General features: G+C 67.4%; 15 protein-coding genes. 14 read left to right on the top strand and 1 reads right to left on the bottom strand.

Features of this window, described 5'->3' with window-relative positions:
* Nucleotides 1-102: 102 nt before the first annotated feature.
* Nucleotides 103-3,432 carry an efflux RND transporter permease subunit gene (locus ACQY8M_RS04295; protein ID WP_428675308.1) on the top strand — a complete coding sequence of 1,110 codons (3,330 nt, stop codon included), beginning with the start codon at nucleotides 103-105 and terminating at the stop codon, nucleotides 3,430-3,432.
* A complete protein-coding gene (locus ACQY8M_RS04300) occupies nucleotides 3,429-4,934 on the top strand; it encodes an efflux transporter outer membrane subunit (RefSeq protein ID WP_428669252.1) in 1,506 nt (501 codons plus the stop codon). The genes ACQY8M_RS04295 and ACQY8M_RS04300 overlap by 4 nt, the downstream gene beginning before the upstream one ends.
* Before the next feature lie 3 nt (nucleotides 4,935-4,937).
* Here the strand turns inward: ACQY8M_RS04300 and ACQY8M_RS04305 are convergent, their stop codons facing one another.
* Nucleotides 4,938-5,918, bottom strand: a complete 981-nt coding sequence (locus ACQY8M_RS04305; RefSeq protein ID WP_428669253.1) for a sugar-binding transcriptional regulator — start codon at nucleotides 5,916-5,918, stop codon at nucleotides 4,938-4,940.
* Nucleotides 5,919-5,974: 56 nt separating this feature from the next.
* Between ACQY8M_RS04305 and ACQY8M_RS04310 the strand changes: the two genes are divergently transcribed.
* From ACQY8M_RS04310 to ACQY8M_RS04365, 12 genes are all read left to right on the top strand, one after another.
* Complete coding sequence (locus tag ACQY8M_RS04310) at nucleotides 5,975-7,222, top strand: alkaline phosphatase family protein (RefSeq protein ID WP_428669254.1); 1,248 nt, start codon at nucleotides 5,975-5,977, stop codon at nucleotides 7,220-7,222.
* 11 nt (nucleotides 7,223-7,233) lie between these two features.
* Nucleotides 7,234-8,451: an ABC transporter substrate-binding protein gene (locus ACQY8M_RS04315; RefSeq protein ID WP_428669255.1), complete on the top strand. Its 1,218-nt coding sequence runs from the start codon at nucleotides 7,234-7,236 to the stop codon at nucleotides 8,449-8,451.
* A complete protein-coding gene (locus ACQY8M_RS04320) occupies nucleotides 8,448-9,488 on the top strand; it encodes a methionine synthase (RefSeq protein ID WP_428669256.1) in 1,041 nt (346 codons plus the stop codon). Before ACQY8M_RS04315 ends, ACQY8M_RS04320 begins: the two co-directional genes overlap by 4 nt.
* A 168-nt stretch (nucleotides 9,489-9,656) precedes the next feature.
* A complete protein-coding gene (gene dinB, locus ACQY8M_RS04325) occupies nucleotides 9,657-10,739 on the top strand; it encodes a DNA polymerase IV (protein ID WP_428675309.1) in 1,083 nt (360 codons plus the stop codon).
* Nucleotides 10,740-10,973: 234 nt separating this feature from the next.
* The gene (locus ACQY8M_RS04330; RefSeq protein ID WP_428669257.1) at nucleotides 10,974-11,879 is read left to right on the top strand and encodes a LysR family transcriptional regulator; all 906 of its coding nucleotides are present in this window, start codon (nucleotides 10,974-10,976) and stop codon (nucleotides 11,877-11,879) included.
* 85 nt (nucleotides 11,880-11,964) lie between these two features.
* On the top strand, nucleotides 11,965-12,429 hold the full coding sequence (locus ACQY8M_RS04335) for a formate dehydrogenase subunit gamma (protein ID WP_428669258.1): 465 nt from the start codon (nucleotides 11,965-11,967) through the stop codon (nucleotides 12,427-12,429).
* Nucleotides 12,426-13,934 carry a formate dehydrogenase beta subunit gene (locus ACQY8M_RS04340; RefSeq protein ID WP_428669259.1) on the top strand — a complete coding sequence of 503 codons (1,509 nt, stop codon included), beginning with the start codon at nucleotides 12,426-12,428 and terminating at the stop codon, nucleotides 13,932-13,934. The genes ACQY8M_RS04335 and ACQY8M_RS04340 overlap by 4 nt, the downstream gene beginning before the upstream one ends.
* 11 nt (nucleotides 13,935-13,945) lie before the next feature.
* Nucleotides 13,946-16,789, top strand: a complete 2,844-nt coding sequence (gene fdhF, locus ACQY8M_RS04345; RefSeq protein ID WP_428669260.1) for a formate dehydrogenase subunit alpha — start codon at nucleotides 13,946-13,948, stop codon at nucleotides 16,787-16,789.
* A gap of 4 nt (nucleotides 16,790-16,793) precedes the next feature.
* Nucleotides 16,794-17,012: a formate dehydrogenase subunit delta gene (locus tag ACQY8M_RS04350; protein ID WP_428669261.1), complete on the top strand. Its 219-nt coding sequence runs from the start codon at nucleotides 16,794-16,796 to the stop codon at nucleotides 17,010-17,012.
* Between the two features lie 41 nt (nucleotides 17,013-17,053).
* Entirely contained in the window at nucleotides 17,054-18,766 is a 1,713-nt protein-coding gene (locus ACQY8M_RS04355; RefSeq protein ID WP_428669262.1) for an NAD(P)H-dependent oxidoreductase subunit E, read from the top strand.
* The gene (gene fdhF / locus ACQY8M_RS04360) at nucleotides 18,763-21,528 is read left to right on the top strand and encodes a formate dehydrogenase subunit alpha (RefSeq protein ID WP_428669263.1); all 2,766 of its coding nucleotides are present in this window, start codon (nucleotides 18,763-18,765) and stop codon (nucleotides 21,526-21,528) included. Before ACQY8M_RS04355 ends, fdhF (ACQY8M_RS04360) begins: the two co-directional genes overlap by 4 nt.
* Before the next feature lie 127 nt (nucleotides 21,529-21,655).
* The gene (locus ACQY8M_RS04365; RefSeq protein ID WP_428669264.1) at nucleotides 21,656-22,894 is read left to right on the top strand and encodes a molybdopterin molybdotransferase MoeA; all 1,239 of its coding nucleotides are present in this window, start codon (nucleotides 21,656-21,658) and stop codon (nucleotides 22,892-22,894) included.
* Nucleotides 22,895-22,945 lie beyond the last annotated feature (51 nt).

Consider the following 22,945-nt stretch of genomic DNA (forward strand, 5'->3'; position numbering starts at 1 on the left):
CGCTCAGGGGGTGTTCCGTTGCGAAGGAAGAGCGGCTCTGGAGAGCCGCGCTCCCAGCAGGCATGACTTGGGGCGCCGCGGAAAGGCGCGGTTCGCGCCATGATGAGCCTCTCGGCCCCGTTCATCGCCAGGCCGGTGGCGACGACCTTGCTGACCCTTGGCGTGCTGCTGGCCGGCATCATGGGCTTCATGAACCTCGCGGTGTCGCCGCTGCCCAAGATCGACTTCCCGACGATCCTGGTGACGGCCTCGCTGCCCGGGGCCTCGCCCGACACGGTGGCGACCAGCGTGACGACGCCGCTCGAGCGCCGGCTGGGCGCGATCGCGGGCGTCACCGAGATCACCTCGACCAGCACGGTCGGCAATTCGCGCATCGTCTTGCAGTTCGACCTGTCGCGCTCGATCGACGGAGCAGCGCGCGACGTGCAGGCCGCGATCAATGCTGCGCGTGCCGACCTGCCGACCGACCTGCGCAGCAACCCTCAGTACCGCAAGATCAATCCTGCCGACGCGCCGGTGCTGATCCTGGCGCTCACCTCGGACACATTGGGCCAGGGCCGTCTCTATGACGCGGCCTCGAACGTGCTGCAGCAGAAGCTGAGCCAGGTCACCGGCGTTGGCCAGGTGACGCTGGGCGGCTCGTCGCTGCCGGCGGTGCGGGTCGAGATCAACCCGACGGCGCTGTCCAAGTACCAGATCGGCCTCGAGAGCGTGCGCGCCGCCTTGGCGGCAGCCAACGCCAACACGCCCAAGGGTGCGATCGAGGTCAGCGACCGGCGCTGGCAGATCTACACCAACGACCAGTCGCGCACGGCCGCGGAATACCGGCCCTTGATCATCGCCTGGCGCAACGGCGCGCCGGTGCGGCTGAGCGACGTCGCCGAGGTGATCGACGCCACCGAGGACATCCGCAACGAGGGGCAGGCCAACGGCAAGCGGTCCGTGCTGGTGATCCTCTATCTGCAGCCCAACGCCAACATCATCGAGACGGTCGACGAGGTGAAGGCGCTGCTGCCCGACCTGCAGGCCGCGCTGCCCAACGATGTCGACCTGATGGTCGCGTCGGACCGCACGACCACCATCCGCGCCTCGCTCAAGGAAGTGGAGAGCGCGCTCACCATCAGCGTGATCCTGGTCGTGCTGGTGACCTTCGCCTTCCTGCGGTCGTTCCGCGCCGGGCTTGTGCCGTCGGTCGCCGTGCCGGTATCCCTCGTCGGCACTTTCGGCGTCATGTACCTGCTGGGCTACAGCCTGAACAATCTCTCGCTGATGGCCATGACCATCGCGGCGGGCTTCGTGGTCGACGACGCCATCATCGTGCTGGAGAACATCCAGCGTCACATCGAGGAGGGCATGCCGCGCGTGCAGGCGGCGCTGCTCGGCTCGCGCGAGGTCGGCTTCACCGTGATCTCGATGAGCCTGTCGCTGATCGCGGTCTTCATCCCGATCCTGCTGATGGGCGGCATCGTCGGCCGCCTGTTCCGCGAGTTCGCCGTGACCCTGTCGATCGCCATCCTGATCTCGATGGTGATCTCGCTGACGACGACGCCGATGATGTGTGCTTTCGTGCTCAAGCCGCCGCGCCGGAAGGACGGGGAGGGCCGGGAGACGGAAAAGCCGCCCGGCTGGCTGGCGCGGACCAGCGAGCGCGCCTTCGCGGCGCTGCAGAACGGCTACGGCCGCACCCTGCGGGTCGTGCTGCGCCATCCGCGGCTCACCATGGTCGTGTTCCTCGGCACCATCATTCTCAACATCTTCCTGTATGTGCAGATCCCGAAAGGCTTCTTCCCGCAGCAGGACACCGGCCGCATCGTCGGCGGCATCCGCGCCGACCAGAGCATCTCCTTCCAGTCGATGCGCCGGAAGTTCCGCCAGTTCGTCGGCATCATCCGCGAGGATCCGGCTGTCCAGAACGTGGTCGGCTTCACCGGCGGGTTCCAGGTCAATTCCGGCTTCCTGTTCGCGACGCTGAAACCCCTGAGCGAGCGGAAGGAGACAGCCGACCAGGTGATCGCACGCCTGCGTCCCAAGCTCGCCCAGGTGCCGGGCGCCAACGTCTTCCTGCAGGCGACGCAGGACATCCGGGTCGGCGGCCGGCAGGGCAATTCGCAGTACCAGTTCACCTTGCAGGCCGATTCTCTGCCTGATCTCTATGTCTGGGGGCCGAAGCTGGTCGAAGCGCTGCGGCGCGATACGTCGGTGATCACCGATGTCGACTCCGACCAGCAGCAGCGCGGCCTGCAGGTCAACCTGACGATCGACCGCGACGCTGCGGCGCGGCTCGGCGTGTCGTCGCGCTCCATCTCGGCCACGCTCTACGACGCGTTCGGCCAGCGCCAAGTCTCGACCATCTACAACCCGCTGAACCAGTACCACGTGGTCATGGAAGTCGCGCCGGAATACTGGGAGAATCCGGAGTCGCTGAAGGATATCTACGTCAGCACCTCGGGCGGTGCGGTGAGCGGCGCGCAGGCCACCGCCGCCGTGTCCAATACCATCACGTCCACCCCGACGATTGCCTCATTGACCGGGGCCGGCGCGACGCAGCTGGATCCGAGCGCTGCCGTGCGCAACCAGCGCACCAACGCGATCGCCGTCAGCGGCCGCGGCACCGCCTCGACGGGCGCCGCGGTCAGCACCTCGCCGGAGACGATGATTCCGCTGTCGGCCGTCACCAACTACGAATTCGGCACCACCCCGCTCGGCATCAACCACCAGGGCCTGTTCGTCGCCAGCACCGTCTCCTTCAACCTGACGGTGGGCAAGACACTGAGCGACGCCGTGGCCTACGTGAACAGCACGATGCGCGAGATCGGCGTGCCGGCCACCATCCATGGCTCGTTCCAGGGCACGGCGCGCGCCTTCCAGCAGTCGCTCAACAGCCAGATCCTGGTCGTTCTGGCCGCGCTGGCGGCGATTTATATCGTGCTCGGCATGCTGTACGAGAGCTACATCCATCCGATCACGATCCTCTCGACCCTGCCCTCGGCAGGCATCGGCGCCTTGCTCGCGCTGCAGCTCTCGGGAATCGAGTTCAGCATCATCGCCATGATCGGCGTGCTGCTGCTGGTCGGCATCGTGAAGAAGAACGCCATCATGATGATCGACGTGGCGCTCGAGCGCGAACGGCACGAGGGGCTCGGGCCGCGTGAGGCGATCTACGAGGCCTGCCTGCTGCGTTTCCGGCCGATCCTGATGACGACCATGGCGGCGATGCTGGGCGCCCTGCCGCTGGCGCTGGGCTTCGGCGACGGCGCGGAACTGCGCCAGCCGCTCGGCATATCGATCATCGGCGGCCTCCTCGTGAGCCAGGTCCTTACCCTCTATACAACGCCGGTGGTCTACATCTATCTCGATCGCTTCCGCCGCCGCGACCGCGACAGCCACAGCCGGCTGGCACGGGCGATGGGCGGGCTGAAGGCGGCGGCATGATGGTCCTTCGACGGGCTCTGTGTGTCACCCTGCCGTTAGTGTTGTCGGGTTGCCTCGTCGGACCCGACTACGAGCGGCCGCAGCCTGCGACGGCGCCGACGCCCGAGTTCAAGGAAACCAGCGACAGTTACTTCCGCCCGGCCATCCCGCGCGACGCGATCGATCGCGGCAAGTGGTGGAGCATGTACGGGGATCCGGCGCTCGACCAGCTCGCCGCGCAGGTCGACGTCTCCAACCAGAACCTCAGGATCTCGGAAGCTGCCTACCGCCAGGCCATCGCCTTGATCCGCCAGAGTCAGTCGGGGCTCTATCCCACGTTCGGCTATACAGGGTCGGCGACGCAGAGCAGCTCGGGCGGCAGCCGCAGTGGCGGCACCATCTCGACCTCGACCGTCGGCAATTCGGTCGGCCAGTTCGGAGTCGGTGGCACGCTGACCTGGGAGATCGATGTCTGGGGTCGCATTCGCCGCACCATCGAAAGCGATTCGGCCGCGGCGCAAGCCAGTGCCGCCGATCTCATGTCGGCGCGGCTGTCGGCGCAATCCAGCCTCGTCACCAATTACTACTCGCTGCGCATCTCCGATGCACGCCGGCAGCTCTTCGAGCAATCGCTGGCAGCCTACGGCCGCTCCCTGCAGATCGTGCAGAACCAGGTCGATGCCGGCATTGCCTCCAAGGTCGATCTCACCCAGGCGCAAACGCTCTACGACCAGACCCGCGCGCAACTCATCGCCGAGGGTATCAATCGCGCCCAGTTCGAGCATGCCGTCGCAGCCCTGATCGGCAAGACGCCGGCTGAATTCAGCCTGGCGCCCGCACCGGCGCCCCGGACGGTCCCGACCGTGGATGCCGGCATCCCCTCTGCGCTGCTGGAGCGCCGCCCCGACATCGCCTCGGCCGAGCGTCAGATGGCGTCGGCCAACGCGCAGATCGGCATCGCGGTGGCGGCCTACTATCCGGACATCACGCTGAACGCGAGCATCAACTTCGTGAGCACGATGCTGCAGAACCTGCTGTCGATCGCCAACTCGGTCTGGTCGCTCGGGCCGCAGCTCGCCGGCACGGCAATCGACGGGGGCTCGCGCGCCGCACAGATCGAGGGCGCGCGCGCCAACTACGATCGCCTGGTGGCGACCTATCGCCAGACCGTGATCACCGCCTTCCAGCAGGTCGAGGACGCGCTCGTCCAGCAGCGCATCCTGCAACAGCAGGAAGAGGCGCAGCGCGCCGCCGTTGCCGTCGCGCGCCAGGCCGAGCAGCTTTCGCTGAACCAGTACCGCGCCGGCACCGTGCCTTACACGACGGTGATCCAGACGCAGACCACCGCGCTCTCCGCCGAGCAGACGCTGCTCAACGTGCGCCTCAACCGACTGATCGCCAGCGCGACCCTGGTGACGGCGCTGGGCGGCGGCTGGCGCGATGTCGAGCTGCCGCCGCCGGTACCGATCGTGGGCGTCGAGACCGGCAAGGAGCTCAAGAAGAAGGCTTGGTGGCCGTTCTGATGCTCAGGCGAGCAGCTCCATCGCGGCCGCTTCGTCGGTGATCAGGACATGGCAGAGGTCGGCGCGGATCGCAGCCAGGATGATCGGAGCCTTGTGGGCGCCGCCCGCCGCCAGCACCTTCTGTCCGACGGCGCGAAGGTCGGCGAGCGACGGGTTGATCGTGCGCCGTGCGATCGGATGATCGACGATTGTGCCATTGGCATCGAGGTAATGGCCGCAAATGTCACCCACCGCACCCGCCGTCCGCAGAGAGCGCCAGGTGTCGCGCGAGATCACGCCATATTCGAGCGCCCTGGAATCACGTGACAGGTCGATGGCGCTCAGCAGCGCCATGTCGAGCTTGCGCGTCATCTGCAGCACCTCGCGCACAGGATCGCTGGCAACGAGCAGCTTCCGCAGGTCCGCCGTCTCGGCGAACATCGGTGCGGTCACGTAGTAGCAGGTGGCGTCGAGCGCACGCGCGAACATCGCGGCATTGTCGTAGGGATTGATCGCGGTGCTGCGCGCCAGCCCGCCGCACAGCAGCACGACGGTGTTGCCCTGATTTCGCCGGCCGATCACGTTCTGCGCCGCCGCGTTGATCGTGCCGCCCCAGGTGATGCCGAGACTGCCGCCGGGTATCAGATGGGTGGAGATATACTGCCCTGCTGCCGCGCCCACGACGGTGCGGACGTCGACCTCGGGCGGCGGTGCGGGCACCACGATTGCTCTTTGCAGCCCGAAGCTATCGGCCAGCCGCTCCTCGAGTTCCGCGCAGGCGCCGATTGGTGCATCGATCGTGATCTTCACGAAACCGCTGGCGCGCGCCTCGGTCAGGACGCGGTTGACCCGCTTGCGAGTCAATCCCAGCCGCTGGGCGATCGCCTCCTGGGTCTGGCCTTCCTTGAAATAGGCCCAGCAGATCCGCGCCATGACGGCGATATCCTCGCGTGACCCCTCTTCGCCGCCGCTGTCGAGCTTCTTCACCGTTCGACCGTAGCACAAGGAGGAAAGTCTGGTCACAATTGCGCAATGGAACATATGTACCTTTGGAGGAACAAATGAGTAAACATGCGGTCTTCGTCTGTTGCGATGGTCTCGGCGCCAACTGGGTGACGCCCGAGCGGACGCCCGTCCTGCATGCCCTGGGCCAGCAAAGCCTGCGTTCCGCCGATCATCGCGCGGTCTTCCCCTCGGTGACGCGGGTCTCGGCGGCGTCGATCGCGACCGGCTGCCATCCGGCGCGGCACGGCCTGCATGGCAACCGCATGGCCCTTCCCGAGACCGCCGGGTTCGTCGTGCGTGACGTCGGCAAGCCCGACTTCCGGGAGCACATGCGGCGGGCCACCGGCGCCACTCTCAAGGCGCCGACTCTCGCCGAGCGGACGGCTGGCGCGGGCGGCTTCATCGGCTTCTCGAACGTTTCGCCCGGAGCCGCCTATTTCCTCGACCCGGAGCATTTCGGCTTCATCCATCACCGCGCCGGCTCGTTCGCGCCGGGCGGCAGGAGCATCGACGCGCTTGCGGTCACGCATGATACGGCGGGTGACCGGGCGATGACGGCGCGCTTCTGTGACGAGGTGCTGCGCCGGGACCGGCCGGCGGTCGCCGTGCTGTGGCTGACCGATCCCGACCATACGCTGCACGGCTCGCCGCTCGGCTCGCCGCAGCATCTCGCGGCGCTGCGCGGCGCTGAAGCCTGCGTGGCGGCGGTGGTCGACACCGTGGCGGGGTTAAGACGCGATGGCGCCGAAGTGCTGCTCGCCGTCGGCTCCGACCATGGCCAGGAGACGATCGGCGACGGCATCGACGTCGATACCTGGCTCGCGCGGCAGGGTCTCGCCGCCGAGGTCGCGGCCGGCAGCATTGCAGTGGCAGGACAGGGGACAGCGGCGGTGCTCTACGCGACGCCGGCTGCGCGCGCCGGCCTCCTCGGCGTGCTCGACCGGCTGCGGGCCGAACCCTGGGTCGACGAGGTGATCGGTGAAGAAGGCCTCGGCCGCCTGGGTTATGCGCCGACCGGTGGCGTCGTGGCCGCGGTCAACATGGCGCGTCGACCCGATGCGAACGAATACGGCGTCGCCGGCCGCCGTTGGGTGGTCACGGAAGACGGCAAGCCAGCGCCGGCCGGCTGGGGCCAGCATGGCGGCTGGGGTCCCGACGAGACGCGCCCGTTCCTGCTGCTCAATGCACCGGGCCTCGCACCCGGCGAGATCCAGCGGCCAACCTCGCTGGTCGACATCGCTCCCACGCTTCTCGATTTCCTGGGCCTGCCGGCCCACGACATGGACGGCAGGTCGCTGCTCTGACGGAGGACATCATGCGACTGATCCTGACCTGCTGCATCGTCTTGGCCGGCCTGCTGGGCGAGGCCCAAGGAAAGGCACAGGCACAGACCGAAAAGCTCATTATCGGAGTAATGGGCGACCAGAGCGGGGTCGTCTCTGATGTCGGCGGCAAGGGGTCGGTCCTCGCGGCGCGCATGGCGGTGGCCGACTTCGGCGGGCAGGTGCTGGGACGCAAGGTCGAGCTGGTGACCGCCGACCACCAGAACAAGCCCGACGTCGCAGCCTCGATCGCGCGCCGCTGGTTCGACTCCGAGGGCGTCGAGGCGATCGCCGACCTGCCGCATACCGGTGTCGTGCTCGGCCTGCAGGAGATCGCGCGCCAGAAGCAGAAGACGTTGATGGTGTCGGGCGCGGCGAGCGTCGAGATCACGGGCCGGTCCTGCTCTCCTTACACCACCCACTGGACCGACGACACCTACGCGCTGGCCAACGCCACGGCGCGCGCCGTGACCAAGGGGCCAAGCGAAAGCTGGTACTTCCTGACCGCCGATTACAGCTTCGGCCACGATCTGGAGCGCGACGCCACCGCCACGATCAAGACGCTGGGCGGCAGCGTGCTGGGCAGTGCCCGCCATCCGCTGTCGACGCAGGACTTCTCCTCCTTCCTGCTGCAGGCCCAGGCGACCAAGGCCCGGATCATCGGCCTGGCCAGCGCCGGTGCGGACACGGTGAACGCCATCAAGCAGGCCAAGGAGTACAGGATCGACGCCGGCGGCCAACGGTTGGCGGCGCTCCACGCCTTCATCACCGACGTCAACAGCCTCGGGCTGCCGACGGCGCAAGGCCTGATCATCACCAGCGGGTTCTATTGGGACGCGACCGACGGCACGCGCGCCTGGTCGCGCCGCTTCATGGCCGAGCACGGCCGCATGCCCACCCGCGAGCAGGCCGGCGTCTATGTCTCGGTGCTGCACTACCTCAAGGCCGTGCAGGCTGCCGGCCGCATCGACGCCGCCGCAATCAATACGGCGATGCGCAAGCTGCCGGTCGATCGCTTCGGCGCCGCCGCCTCGGTGCGCGCCGATGGCCGCGTGATCTACGACATCGGCGTCTATCAGGTGAAGACGCCGGCCGAGAGCCAGGCGCCGTGGGACTATTACCGTCAGCTCGCCAGCGTGCCGGGCGCCGAGGCATTCCGGCCGATCCGTGACGGCGGCTGCGCCTTCGCCCAGCAGCAGGCCAACCAATGACCGGACCGATTCGGGCGACGATCGTCGGCAGCCTGCCCAAGCCCGGCTGGCTCGCGGTGCCGGGCATCCTTCAGGCCCCGTGGAAGGTGCCGGCGACCGACCTTCCCGAGGCGCTGGCCGATGCGACACGGCTTTGCGTCGACAGCCAGGTCGCGGCCGGTCTCGACGTAGTGACCGACGGCGAGCAGCGGCGGCGCCATTATGTCTGGGGCTTTCTCGACGGCATCGCGGCCATCGACGCCGAGAACCTGGCCCTCAAGCCCACGCGCGGTCAGCGCTTCCGCAAGGAGGCGCCGGTCGCTCGCCTGACCGGCGAGCCGGACTGTCCCGAGCCGCGCCTGGTCGAGCCTCTGCTGGCGCTCCGCGCGCTGACCGACCGTCCGGTGAAGGTGACGCTGCCGGGGCCGATGACCATCGTCGACAGCCTGCTCGACGAGGTCGGACGCCACTCGACCGCCGATCTGGCGATGATCTTCGCCGCGATGCTGAACAGAGAGGCAAAGGCGCTGGCCGCAGCCGGCGCTGCCGTCGTGCAGTTCGACGAACCGTGCTTCAACATCTATCTCGACGACGCCCGCGATTGGGGCATTGCCGCCCTGGAGCGCGCGAGCGCCGGCGTCGGCACGAAGACGGGCGTTCATATCTGCTACGGTTACGGCGGCTCCGAGGTCGCCGACTGGAAGGCGGCCAACCGCGACTGGAGCCATTACGAGCAAAGTCTGGCGATGGTCGCCCGCACCGACATCGACCAGGTCTCGATCGAGACGGCGGCCGTCGGCGTGGACATCGGCGTAATCGAGCTGTTGCGCGGCAAGGACGTGCTGCTGGGCCTCGTCGATGTCGGCAAAGAGGCGGCCGAGACGCCAGACCAGATCGCCGACGGGCTGCGCCGGGCGCTCGCCTATGTCGCGCCGGAGCGGCTGTTCGCCTGCACCGATTGCGGGCTCGTCCTGCGCAGCCGCGAAGCGGCTGCGGCCAAGATGCGGGCGCTGGCCGCCGGTGCCGCGATCGTCAATCGCGAACTCGGCGCGCCATGATCTTCCGGACCGCGAGCTTCCAGCTCGTTCATGCTTCAGGGCACCGATATGCACCTATGAGCGAACTGGAAGCTCGCGGTCCGGAAGATCATGAGCGAACAAAAGGCTCTGGCCGAGCCTTGTGCCGCCGCGCCTGACGGCTCTTTGGCATCGCGCTATGGTGTGGCCATGGCGGAGACCGAGATCCGCAAGATCATCCATGTCGACATGGACGCCTTCTACGCGTCGGTCGAGCAGCGCGACGATCCCTCGTTGCGCGGCCAGCCCGTGGCGGTGGGCGGCCGCCAGCGCGGCGTGGTGCTGACGGCGAGCTACGAGGCACGCAAGTTCGGCGTGCGCTCGGCCATGCCCTCGGCCACGGCCAAGCGGCTGTGCGCCGAGCTGGTGTTCGTGAAGCCACGCTTCGACGCCTACAAGGAAGCGTCGCGTCAGATTCGCGAGATCTTCCTGGAGTACACGCCGCTCGTGGAGCCGCTGTCGCTTGACGAGGCTTATCTCGACGTCACGACCAACCTCAAGAACATCCCGCTTGCTTCGGACATCGCGCGCGAGATCCGCGCCCGCATCTTCGAGGTCACTGGCCTGACGGCGTCGGCGGGCGTGTCCTACAACAAGTTCCTGGCCAAGCTCGCGTCCGACTATCGCAAGCCCAACGGTCAGACAGTGATCCCGCCGGAAAAGGGCCCGGCCTTCGTCGAGAGCCTGGCGGTGGCGAAATTCCATGGCGTCGGGCCGAAGACGGCCGAGAAGATGAACCGGCTCGGCATCCATACCGGCGCCGACCTCAAGGCGCAGAGCCTCGAGTTCCTCGAGCAGTATTTCGGCCGCTCCGGCACTTACTATCATGCCATCGCGCGCGGCCATGACGAGCGCCGGGTGGTACCCGACCGGCCGCGCAAGTCGATCGGCTCGGAGACGACCTTCATGGAGGATCTCGGCCGGCCGCAGGAGATCGTCGATGGCGTGCTGTCGGTTCTCGACGACGTCTGGAGCTATTGCGAGCGCACCGGCATGGCCGGCCGCACCGTGACGGTGAAAGTGAAATACGCCGACTTCCAGATCATCACCCGCAGCCGCACGCTCGATCATCCGGTCAACAGCCGCGCCGAGCTGGAACAGACCAGCGTCGAGCTGGTGCGGCAGATCTTCCCGCTGGAGAAGCGGGTGCGGTTACTCGGTGTGTCGCTGTCGAACATGGGACTGCGCGGCGACGCGTCGGCACCGGCGCCTCAATTGACGCTCGCTCTATGAGCGCGTCGCCGCGTAGTGGCGGTGCCGTGGGCGTCGGCGCGCTCCGTCGCGCCGGGCGGTGCGAATCACCGAACGCCAGCCACCGCTGTGTGGAGTCTTGCGCACGAACTTGAGCTCTCAAGAACGTGCGCAAGCGGCGCGGTGCGGACCCTGGGCTTCGCCGCGTCGCGGCGACCGGCGCCACGCAGGGCGCCTGGCCCCACGGGACCGCCTGCGCCATGCTATGGCGCACCAATGATCGACAAGCTCGAATATCTCCTGGCGCTCGCCCGCGAGCGCAACTTCGGCCGCGCCGCCGAGACCTGCGGCGTGACCCAGCCGACCTTCTCGGCCGGCATCAAGCAGCTCGAGGATACGCTGGGCGTCATGCTGGTGCAGCGCACCTCGCGGTTCCTGGGCTTCACCGCCGAGGGCGAGCGGGTGCTCGACTGGGCGCGTACCATCGTCGCCGATACGCGCGCCATGAAGGCCGAACTGCAGACCCTGAAGAAGGGGCTGAGCGGTCATCTCAAGATTGCTGCCATCCCGACCGCGCTGCCCATGGTTTCGGCGCTGACCACCCCCTATCGCGCCAAGCATCCCCACGTGAAGTTCACCATCCTGTCGCGGACCTCGATCGAGATCCTGTCGATGGTCGAGAATCTCGAGGTCGATGCCGGCCTGACCTACATCGACAATGAGCCGCTCGGCCGGCTGCGCGCCGTGCCGCTCTATCTCGAGCAGTACCGGCTGCTCACCTCGGCCGACAGCCCTCTCGGCGACCACGACAAGGTGACCTGGGCGGAGGTCGGCAAGATCCCGCTCTGCCTGCTGACACCCGACATGCAGAACCGGCGCATCATCGACGGCCTGCTCATTGCGGCCGGCACCCGGCCCGAGCCGACCCTCGAATCGAATTCGATGATCGTCCTGTTCTCCCATGTCCGGACCGGCCGCTGGGCCAGCGTCATGCCTGAGCGGCTCGCCGACACCTTGGGCCTGACGGAGAAGCTGCGCTCGATTCCGATCGTCGAGCCCGAAGTCGTCCACCAGATCGGGCTCGTGGTTCCGCCACGCGAACCCATGGTGCAGGTTGTCGCCGCGTTGGTTGCGGAAGCGGCCATATTGCAGGTGCAATACGGAGTTAAGTCCAGACTTTGATAGGTTTGTTCTATTGCAGCATGAGTCTGCTTTAATGCGTGCTCTCTGACCAAGGCAGATTATTCCCGCAATATCGGGAGGGATGATGACTGCCTGGAGCGAGACGCAGGCCAGCGACATTCTCCGGCGCCACGAGGGCCGGGACGGCTCGTTGCTGCCAATCCTGCATGATGTGCAAGCCACGTTCGGCCATGTGCCGGCGGAAGCGGTGCCGTTCATCGCCCATGCGCTGAATCTCAGCCGAGCCGAGGTTCATGGCGTCGTCTCGTTCTATCACGACTTTCGCCACGCGCCGGCCGGCCGCCACGTGCTGAAACTGTGCCGCGCGGAGGCCTGCCAGTCGATGCAGGCAGAGGCGGTGGCGCAGAGTGTGCTCGACCATTTCGATCTCGACTGGGGCGGCACCACGCCGGACGGTCGGCTGACCGTCGAAGCCACGTACTGTCTTGGCCTGTGCGCCTGCGCACCGTCGGCGATGCTCGACGGCGAGCCGATGGGTCGGCTGACGCCGGCCTGCGTCGACGAGATCTCGCGCGAGGTCGGGCGATGAAGATCTTCGTCCCGCGCGATGCAGCTGCCCGCGCCGTCGGTGCCGACAAGGTCGCGGCGGCAATCGTCGATGAGGCGCGCAAGCAGGGCATCGCGATCGATATCGTGCGCACCGGCTCGCGCGGGCTGTTCTGGCTCGAGCCGATGATCGAGGTCGCGACTCCGGACGGCCGCATCGCATTCGGTCCGGTTGCACCGCGCGACGCCGGGAGCCTGGTTACCGGCCGCTTCGACAAGACCCATCCCCTGTGCCTCGGCCGGCCGGAGGAGATTCCGTTCCTGAAGCGTCAAACGCGCATCACCTTCGCGCGCTGCGGCATCGTCGATCCGCTGTCGCTCGACGACTATCGCGCATATGGCGGATGGCGGGGGCTCGAGCGTGCAAGGAGCCTCGGCGCGGCGAAGACGCTGGAGGAAGTCACCAGGTCAGGCCTGCGCGGCCGCGGCGGCGCGGGCTTCCCGACCGGCGTCAAATGGAAGACGGTCGCCGACACGGCGGCCGACCAGAAATACATCGTCTGCAACGCCGACGAGGGCGACTCGGGAACCTACGCCGATCGCATGCTCCTGGAAGGCGATCCCTTTCTGCTGATCGAAGGCATGGCGATCGCGGGCTTCGCCGTCGGCGCGGGCAAGGGCTACATCTATATTCGCTCGGAATATCCCGACGCGGTGCGCACCATGCGGCGCGCGGTCGAGCTCTCGCCGGTGGAGGGCTTCGAGATCGAGGTGCGGGTCGGCGCCGGCGCCTACGTGTGCGGCGAGGAGACCTCGCTGCTTGAATCGCTCGAGGGCAAGCGCGGTCAGGTGCGCGCCAAGCCGCCGTTGCCGGCGCACAAAGGCCTGTTCGGCAAGCCGACCGTCATCAACAACCTGATCTCGCTCGCCACCGTACCGTCGATCCTGGCCGACGGTGCCGAGCACTATGCGGCGCTCGGCATGGGCCGCTCGCGCGGCACCATGCCGATCCAGCTCGCCGGCAACGTCAGGTACGGCGGCCTGTTCGAGGCGGCGTTCGGCCTGACCCTGGGCGAGATCGTCGATGACATCGGCGGCGGCACGCAGTCGGGCCGGCCAGCACGCGCGGTTCAGGTCGGGGGACCGCTCGGCGCCTATTTTCCGCGCGCCCTGTTCGACACGCCATTCGACTACGAAGCCTTTGCCGCCCGGGACGGGCTGATCGGCCACGGCGGCGTCGTGGTGTTCGACGACTCCGTCGACATGGCCCACCAGGCGCGCTTCGCGCTCGAGTTCTGCGCCATCGAATCCTGTGGCAAGTGCACGCCCTGCCGCATCGGCTCGACGCGTGGCGTCGAAACCATGGACAAGATCATGCGCGGCGACCGTCCCGCGGCGAATCTCGCCCTCATCACGGATCTTTGCCAGACGCTGAAGTTCGGCTCGCTCTGCGCCCTGGGTGGTTTCACGCCCTATCCGGTGATGAGCGCCATCAAGCATTTTCCCGAGGACTTCATCCGTCCGCGCCTCGACGCGGCGGCCGACTAGAGGACGCTCCCATGTCACTCGTTCACGAAATCGACTACGGCACGCCGGCCAGCAGATCGGCCGAGCGGGTCACCCTTACGATCGACGGCCAGCAGGTTTCCGTCGCGGCCGGCACCTCGATCATGCGCGCGGCGATGGATACCGGGATCCAGGTGCCCAAGCTCTGCGCCACCGATTCGGTCGAAGCCTTCGGCTCCTGCCGCCTGTGCCTGGTCGAGATCGCCGGACGCGCCGGCACGCCCGCCTCCTGCACCACGCCGGTCGCGCCGGGCATGGTCGTGTCGACCCAGACCGAGCGGCTGAAGCAGATTCGCAAGGGCGTGATGGAGCTCTACATCTCCGACCATCCGCTCGACTGCCTGACCTGCGCGGCCAACGGCGACTGCGAGCTGCAGGACATGGCGGGCGCGGTCGGCCTGCGCGAGGTGCGCTACGGCTACGACGGCGAGAGCCACACGACGCAGGAGAAGGACGAGAGCAATCCGTACTTCACCTTCGATCCGTCGAAATGCATCGTCTGCTCGCGCTGCGTCCGCGCCTGCGAGGAGGTGCAGGGCACCTTTGCGCTGACCATCCAGGGCCGCGGCTTCGACTCCAAGGTCTCGCCCGGCGCGTTGGCCGACAATTTCCTCAGCTCCGAATGCGTGTCGTGCGGCGCCTGCGTGCAGGCCTGCCCGACCGCGACCCTCTCGGAGAAGAGCCTGATCGAGATCGGCCAGCCCGAGCATTCCGTCGTCACGACCTGCGCCTATTGCGGCGTCGGCTGCAGCTTCAAGGCCGAGATGCGCGGCGAGGAGCTGGTGCGCATGGTCCCCTACAAGGACGGCAAGGCCAATCGCGGCCACTCCTGCGTCAAGGGACGCTTCGCCTGGGGCTACGCCAACCATCGCGAGCGCATCCTGAAGCCGATGATCCGCGAGACGATCGACCAGCCGTGGCGCGAGGTGAGCTGGGAGGTCGCGATCGACCGGGTCGCGTCCGAGTTCAAGCGCCTGCAGGCCACGCATGGGCGGCTGGCGATCGGCGGCATCACCTCGTCGCGCTGCACCAACGAGGAGACCTATCTCGTCCAGAAATTGATCCGCGGCGGCTTCGGCAACAACAACGTCGACACCTGCGCCCGCGTCTGCCACTCGCCGACCGGCTTCGGCTTAAGCCAGGCCTTCGGCACCTCGGCCGGCACGCAGGATTTCGACTCGGTCGAGCAGACCGATGTGATCGTCGTGATCGGCGCCAATCCGACGGATGCCCATCCGGTCTTCGCCTCGCGCATGAAGAAGCGCCTGCGCCAGGGCGCTAAGCTGATCGTGATCGATCCGCGCCGCACCGACCTGGTGCGCTCGGCCCATGTCGAGGCCGACTATCACCTGCCGCTCCGGCCCGGCACCAATGCCGCGATCATGAACGCGCTGGCGCACACGATCGTCACCGAGGGTCTGACCAACGAAGCCTTCGTACGCGAGTTCTGCGATCGTGACGCCTTCGAGTATTGGGCCGAGTTCGTCTCCCGCCCGGAGAACAGTCCGGAGGTGGTGGGCCTGATGGCCGGTGTCGATCCCGGTGCGATCCGCGGCGCGGCCCGGCTCTATGCCACCGGCGGCAACGGCGCGATCTATTACGGCCTCGGCGTCACCGAGCACAGCCAGGGCACGACGGCGGTGATGGCGATCGCCAACCTCGCGATGGTCACCGGCAATCTCGGTCGCCAGGGCGTCGGCGTGAATCCGTTGCGTGGCCAGAACAACGTCCAGGGCGCCTGCGACATGGGCTCCTTCCCGCACGAGCTGACCGGCTATCGCCACATCTCCGACGACGCCATGCGCAGCACGTTCGAATCGCTATGGGGCCGCAAGCTCGACGGGGAGCCCGGCCTGCGCATCCCCAACATGTTCGACGCCGCGATCGAGGGCACCTTCAAGGGCATCTACGTCCAGGGCGAGGACATCCTTCAGTCCGATCCCAACACCGCGCATGTCGTGCGCGCGCTGTCCTCGATGGAATGCGTCGTGGTGCAGGATCTGTTCCTCAACGAGACGGCGAACTACGCGCACGTCTTCCTGCCGGGCTCGACCTTCCTCGAGAAGGACGGCACCTTCACCAACGCCGAGCGCCGCATCAACCGGGTGCGCAAGGTGATGGCGCCGAAGAACGGCAAGGCCGACTGGGAGATCACGCTCGACATCGCCAAGGCGATGGGCTTCCCGATGCATTACGACCACCCGTCGCAGATCATGGACGAGATCGCGAAGATGACGCCGACCTTCACCGGCGTGTCTTACGACCTGCTCGACAGGGTCGGCTCGGTCCAGTGGCCGTGCAACGAGAAGGCGCCGCTCGGCACGCCGGTCATGCATATCGGTGGCTTCGCCCGCGGTAAGGGCAACTTCCTGATCACCGAGTATATTCCGACCGACGAGCGCACGGGGCCGCGCTTCCCGCTGCTGCTCACCACCGGCCGCATCCTCAGCCAGTACAACGTCGGCGCCCAGACCCGGCGCACCGACAACGTGGTGTGGCATGAGGCCGACGTGCTGGAGATCCATCCGCACGACGCCGAGCTGCGCGGCGTGCGCGACGGTGACTGGGTGAAGCTCGACAGCCGCGCCGGCAGCACGTCGCTCCAGGCGAAGATCACCGATCGCGTCGCGCCGGGCGTCGTCTACACGACGTTCCATCATCCCGAGACCCAGGCGAACGTGATCACCACGGATTATTCGGACTGGGCGACCAACTGCCCGGAGTACAAGGTGACGGCGGTGCAGATCTCGCCGTCCAACGGCCCGAGCGAGTGGCAGCGCGAGTACGGCGAGCAGGCCGAACGCTCCCGTCGCATCCTCAAGGTCGCGGCGGAGTAGGCCGGTGTCGGACGACGGCAAGCTGGTGATGATGGCCAACCAGATCGGCAAGTTCTACGTGCCGCAGAAGCAGGTCGAGCCGGTCGGCGCGATCGCCACCCATCTGCGCAAGTTCTGGGACCCGCGCATGCGCGCGGCCATCATTTCGCACCTCGATCACGGTGGCGCAGGGCTCGATCCTCCGGTCCGCGAGGCGGTGCAGCGTTTGAAGGAAGGGGCCTGACGGGCGTAGGGTCGTTGTTCTGAAACGAGGAGACGTGCCGAGTGCCCGAAGGATCACGGCCAGCCCACCAGCCACGCCACCCCGGCTCCAGCCGTCGCCGCGGCCGCACGGTCCCGAAGGGCCGGCAAATCACGCCGTCTGCGCAGGCCGACGTTCGCGCCCTGCTCGGCGACGCCCCGCGCCGGCGCGATCTGCTGATCGAGTTCCTGCACCTGATCCAGGACCGCTATGGCTACCTCTCCGCCGCACACCTGATGGCGCTGGCCGACGAGCTGCGCATGGCGCAGGCTGAGGTCTACGAAGTCGCGACGTTCTATGCCCATTTCGACGTGGTGAAGGAGGGCGAGACCCCTCCGCCGCCGCTCACCATCCGGGTCTGCGAGAGCCTGTCGTGCAATCTCGCGGGTGCCGAGAGGCTGATCGCCGATTTGCAGGCGACCACCGGGCCCGGCGTGCGGGTCGTGCGCGCCCCGTGCGTCGGCCATTGCCATACCGCACCGGTCGCCGAGGTCGGGCATCACTTCGTCGATCATGCCGATATGGCGACGGTCACCAAGGCGGTCGCCGAGCACCGCCATCATCCCGAGATCCCCACATACAAGGACCTCGCCGCCTATCAGGCCGATGGCGGCTACGAGACCTTGCTGCGCCTGCGCAGCGGCCTGCTGAGCCGCGAGCAGCTGGTCGACATCGTCGACAAGGCCGGCCTGCGCGGCTGCGGCGGCGCGGGCTTTCCGACCGCGCGCAAGTGGCGCTCGGTGCTGGGCGAGCCAGGCCCTCGCCTGATGGCCGTCAATGCCGACGAGGGTGAGCCGGGCACCTTCAAGGACCGGTATTTCCTCGAAACCGACCCGCATCGCGTGCTCGAAGGCATGCTGATGGGCGCGCATCTCGTCGAGGCGGCCGACGTCTATTTCTACCTGCGCGACGAATATCCCGAGTGCCGGCACATCCTGCTGACGGAGATCGGCAAGCTGGACGAGGCCGGGCTGCTGGCGGGCGTTCGCGTCCATCTGCGGCGCGGTGCGGGCGCTTACATCTGCGGAGAAGAATCCGCGATGATCGAGAGCATCGAGGGCAAGCGCGGCTTGCCGCGCCACAAGCCGCCGCTGCCCTTCCAGGTCGGCATCTTCGGCCGGCCGACGCTGATCAACAATGTCGAGACTCTGTACTGGATCCGCGACCTCATCGAACGTGGGCCAAAGTGGTGGAGCAGCCAGGGCCGCAACGGCCGCAAGGGCCAGCACGTTTATTCGGTATCGGGGCGCGTCGCCAATCCCGGCGTGAAGATCGCGCCCGCCGGCGTCACGGTGCGCGAGCTGATCGACGAATTCTGCGGCGGCATGCTGCCCGGCCATGCTTTCAAGGCCTATGTGCCGGGCGGGCCGTCGAGCGGCATCCTGCCGGCCTCCATGGGCGATATCCCGCTCGATTTCGGCACGCTCGAGCCGCACGGAAGCTTCATCGGTTCGGCCGCGGTCGTGATCCTGTCCGACAAGGACAGCATCAAGGACGCCGCGTTGAACCTGATGCGCTTCTTCATGGACGAGAGTTGCGGGCAGTGTACGCCCTGCCGGGTCGGCACCGAAAAGGCGGTCAAGTTGATGGCGGCGCGCGGCTGGGACGAGCAGCTCCTGAACGAACTGTCCGTCGCGATGCGCGATGCGTCGATCTGCGGCTTGGGACAGGCGGCGCCGAATTCCTTGACGTCGGTCATGAAACACTTTCCCTCCGACGTGGGGATTGTTCGATGAGCACGATCAAGTTCACGATAGATGGCGCGGAGGTCGAGGGCCGCGCCGACGAGACGATCTGGCAGATCGCCAAGCGCTACGATGTCGACATCCCGCATCTTTGCTACTCGACCGCACCGACCTATCGCGCCGACGGCAACTGCCGCGCCTGCATGGTCGAGATCGAGGGCGAGCGGGTGCTGGCCGCGTCGTGCCTGCGCAAGCCGACGCCGGGCATGAAGGTCGGCGTCGCCACGCCGCGCGCCGAAGCCTCGCGCAGGATGGTGTTCGAGCTGCTGGTCGCCGATCAACCCGAGCGCGAGACCTCGCACGATCCTGACTCGAAGTTCTGGAATTGGGCCGACAAGGTCGGCGTCACCACCAGCCGCTTCCCCCAGGACGAGCGGCCGGCGATGGACGTCAGCCATCCGGCGATGGCGGTGAATCTCGACGCCTGCATCAACTGCAACCTCTGCGTCCGCGCCTGCCGCGAAGTGCAGGTCAACGACGTGATCGGCATGGCCTTCCGCGGCCATCACGAGCAGATCGTGTTCGACTTCAATGACCCGATGGGCGACAGCTCCTGCGTCGCCTGCGGCGAGTGCGTGCAGGCCTGCCCGACCGGCGCGCTGATGCCGTCGGTCCTGCTCAATGCCGCCCAGACCCGCACCGAGTATGCCGATCGCACGGTCGACAGTCTGTGCCCGTTCTGCGGCGTCGGCTGCCAGCTCACCTATCACATCAAGGATGACAAGATCCTCCATGTGACAGGCAAGGACGGTCCGGCCAACAAGTCGCGCCTCTGCGTCAAAGGACGCTTCGGCTACGACTATGCCAACCATCCCGACCGTCTCACCGTGCCGCTGATCCGCAAGGACGGCGTGCCGAAGTCGGCCGACGACGAGGTCGACCCCGCCAATCCCTGGACGCATTTCCGCGAGGCCACCTGGGAAGAGGCGATGGCGCGCGCCGCCGCCAGCCTGCTCGAGATCCGCGAGCGCAAGGGTGGTGCGGGCCTGGCCGGCTTCGGCTCGGCCAAGGGCTCGAACGAGGAGGCCTACCTCTTCCAGAAGCTGATCCGCACCGGCTTCGACACAAACAACGTCGATCACTGCACGCGGCTCTGCCATGCCTCGTCGGTGGCGGCGCTGTTCGAGGGCATCGGCTCGGGCGCGGTGACGGCGCCGTTCTCCGCGGCGCTCGACGCCGAGACGATCATCGTGATCGGCGCCAACCCGACCAGCAATCACCCGGTCGCGGCGACCTTTATCAAGAACGCGGTCAAGCGCGGCGCCAAGCTGATTGTCGCCGATCCGCGCGGCCAGGGCCTGTCGCGCCACGCCACCATCGACATGCGCTTCAAGCCGGGCAGCGACGTGGCGCTGCTCAATGCGATGCTGCACACGATCGTCACCGAAGGGTTGACCGACAAGCAGTACATCGCGGGCTTCACCGAGGGCTTCCCCGATCTGGTCGAGAAGATCGGCGGCTTCTCGCCCGAGGCGATGGAGCCGGTGTGCGGCGTGCCGGCGGAAACGATCCGGACCGTGGCGCGGATGTATGCGCGCTCGAAGGCGTCGATCATCTTCTGGGGCATGGGCATCTCGCAGCACGTGCATGGCACCGACAATGCGCGCTGCCTGATCGCGCTCGCGCTGGTCACAGGACAGGTGGCGCGGCCCGGCACCGGCCTGCATCCGCTGCGCGGCCAGAACAACGTGCAGGGCGCATCCGACGCCGGCCTGATCCCGATGTTCTATCCCGACTACCGGCCGGTCGAATCGCCGGCCCACGATCAGTTCGAGAAGATCTGGGGCAAGGAGCTCGATCCCAAGCGCGGGCTGACCGTGGTCGAGATCATGACCGCGATCCACGCCGACCAGATCGAGGGCATGTACATCATGGGCGAGAACCCCGCGATGTCGGATCCCGACGTGCACCACGCACGGCAAGCGCTGGCCAAGCTGAAGCATCTCGTCGTGCAGGACATCTTCCTCACGGAGACCGCGTGGCACGCCGATGTGGTGCTGCCGGCGTCGGTCTTCCCGGAGAAGGACGGCACCTTCACCAACACCGATCGCCGCGTGCAGCTCGGCCGCAAGGCGCTGCCGCTGCCCGGCCAGGCGCGGCCCGATCTCGACATCATCATCGACCTCGCCAACCGCCTCGGCTGCGGCTGGACCTACAAGGACGTCGGTGAGGTCTATACCGAGATGGCGGGCACCATGCCGTCGCTCAAGAACATCAGCTGGGAGCGGCTGGTGAACGAGGGCGCGGTGACCTATCCCGCCGACGGGCCGAACGTGCCGGGCAACGAGATCCTGTTCAGCGCCGGTTATCCGACGAAGAGCGGGCGCGGACGGATCGTGCCGGCTGCGGTACGGCCGCCGGACGAGATTCCCGACGCCGATTTCCCGTTCGTGCTGTCGACCGGCCGCGTGCTCGAGCACTGGCATACCGGTGCGATGACGCGCCGCTCGACGGTGCTCGACGAGCTCGAGCCCGAGGCGATGGCCTTCCTCTCGCCGCGCGACGTCGAGCGGCTGGGGATCGGACGCGGCGAGAGGGTCCGGGTCTCGACCCGGCGCGGCGCGATCGAGATCAAGGTGCGCGTCGACTCGGATGTTCCGGTCGGCATGGTCTTCATCCCGTTCTGCTACGCCGAAGCGGCGGCCAACCTGCTGACCAATCCGGCGCTCGACCCGTTCGGCAAGATCCCCGAATTCAAGTTCTGCGCCGCCCAGGTCGCGCCGCTCAAGGCGATGGCCGAGGCGGCGGAGTAGGATGGAGTTCGTTGCCGCACCCTGTCGTGCTGAGCGCAGCGAAGGACCTCACGCGGGCAACGGACTCGTTGGTCGCTCTGCTAGGCCCTTCGCTCCGCTCAGGACGACGGATTTCGGGACTTAGAAGATGGCCCAGCTTTCCGACGATTGCTTCGCCTTTGGCGGCAGCCTCCTGGGCATCGATGCTGCCCGCGCCATGATCTTCGAGCGCGTGGTGCCGGTCGCGGGCGTCGAGCGAGTGCTGCTGCGGCAATCGCTTGGGCGTACGTTGGCCGAGGACATCGCCGCGCCGATCAACGTCCCTGGCTATGACAACTCGGCCGTCGACGGTTACGCCGCGCGCTTTGACGATCTCGATCCGGCGCGGCCGACGAACTTGCGCTGCGTCGATCGCATCGCCGCCGGACACGATCCGTCCGGCGCGCTCGCGCCGGGAATCGCCGCGCGCATCTTCACCGGCGCGCTCCTGCCCGAAGGCGCCGACGTCGTGATCATGCAGGAGGATTGCGAGCGCGACGGCGAGCACGTGACGATCCGCCCCGGCATCAAGCGCGGCGCCAATACCCGCCGCGCCGGTGAGGACGTTGCGCACGGCTCGATCGCGCTGACCGCGGGGCGGCGGCTCGGCCCGGCCGATCTCGGATTGCTGGCGGCGCTCGGGTTCGTCGAGGTCCCGGTGCGGCGCAAGCTCACGGTCGCTCTGATCTCGACCGGCGACGAGGTGCGCGAGCCTGGCGAGCCGTTGCGGCGCGGGCAGATCCATGACGCCAATCGCTACATCCTGGCCGGGCTGCTCGAGCGGCTCGGGGTCGACGTCTCCGATCGCGGCATCGTGCGCGACGATCCGGCGAAGCTGAACGACGCCCTGCAGCGGGCAGCCGCCGAGAGCGATCTGATCATAACCTCGGGCGGCGTCTCGACCGGCGAGGAGGACCATGTCCGCACCGCCATCGCCAACCACGGCTCGCTCTATTTCTGGCGGCTGGCGATCAAGCCCGGCCGGCCGGTCGCGATGGGCCAGATCGGTGCCACGCCGCTCGCCGGCCTGCCCGGCAATCCGGTGGCCGCGCTGCTCACCTTCGCTCTGGTGGCGCGGCCGATGATCGAGGCGCTGGGAGCTGCCACCCCTCATGTGGCCAAGCGTTTCCGGGTCGTCAGCGACTTCGCCTACAAGAAGAAGACCGGCCGCCGCGAATATGTCCGCGCCTCGCTCGAGGGGAACAAGGCCCGCCGCTATCATAAGGAAGGCGCGGGAATGCTCACCTCTCTCACCGAGACCGATGGGCTGGTCGAGCTGCCGGAAGAGATCACGCGGCTGGAGCCCGGCGCCGCAGTCGATTTCCTGCCCTATAGCGAGCTGATCTAGCGAGACCCCGGTTCGGAAGACCGAGATGTATGGCGTGTCCCTCTTCGCTCA

Source organism: Reyranella sp. (genome assembly GCF_965279465.1).
In the GTDB taxonomy this organism is placed as follows: domain Bacteria; phylum Pseudomonadota; class Alphaproteobacteria; order Reyranellales; family Reyranellaceae; genus Reyranella.

Excerpts from the sequence above, each read along its gene's own strand:
- ACQY8M_RS04300 (WP_428669252.1), top strand. The coding sequence starts at position 3,429 with ATGATGGTCCTTCGACGGGCTCTGTGTGTCACCCTGCCGTTAGTGTTG.
- fdhF (WP_428669260.1), top strand. The coding sequence starts at position 13,946 with ATGTCACTCGTTCACGAAATCGACTACGGCACGCCGGCCAGCAGATCG.
- dinB (WP_428675309.1), top strand. The coding sequence starts at position 9,657 with ATGGCGGAGACCGAGATCCGCAAGATCATCCATGTCGACATGGACGCC.
- ACQY8M_RS04330 (WP_428669257.1), top strand. The coding sequence starts at position 10,974 with ATGATCGACAAGCTCGAATATCTCCTGGCGCTCGCCCGCGAGCGCAAC.
- ACQY8M_RS04340 (WP_428669259.1), top strand. The coding sequence starts at position 12,426 with ATGAAGATCTTCGTCCCGCGCGATGCAGCTGCCCGCGCCGTCGGTGCC.
- ACQY8M_RS04295 (WP_428675308.1), top strand. The coding sequence starts at position 103 with ATGAGCCTCTCGGCCCCGTTCATCGCCAGGCCGGTGGCGACGACCTTG.
- ACQY8M_RS04365 (WP_428669264.1), top strand. The coding sequence starts at position 21,656 with ATGGCCCAGCTTTCCGACGATTGCTTCGCCTTTGGCGGCAGCCTCCTG.
- fdhF (WP_428669263.1), top strand. The coding sequence starts at position 18,763 with ATGAGCACGATCAAGTTCACGATAGATGGCGCGGAGGTCGAGGGCCGC.
- ACQY8M_RS04315 (WP_428669255.1), top strand. The coding sequence starts at position 7,234 with ATGCGACTGATCCTGACCTGCTGCATCGTCTTGGCCGGCCTGCTGGGC.
- ACQY8M_RS04320 (WP_428669256.1), top strand. The coding sequence starts at position 8,448 with ATGACCGGACCGATTCGGGCGACGATCGTCGGCAGCCTGCCCAAGCCC.
- ACQY8M_RS04335 (WP_428669258.1), top strand. The coding sequence starts at position 11,965 with ATGACTGCCTGGAGCGAGACGCAGGCCAGCGACATTCTCCGGCGCCAC.
- ACQY8M_RS04310 (WP_428669254.1), top strand. The coding sequence starts at position 5,975 with ATGAGTAAACATGCGGTCTTCGTCTGTTGCGATGGTCTCGGCGCCAAC.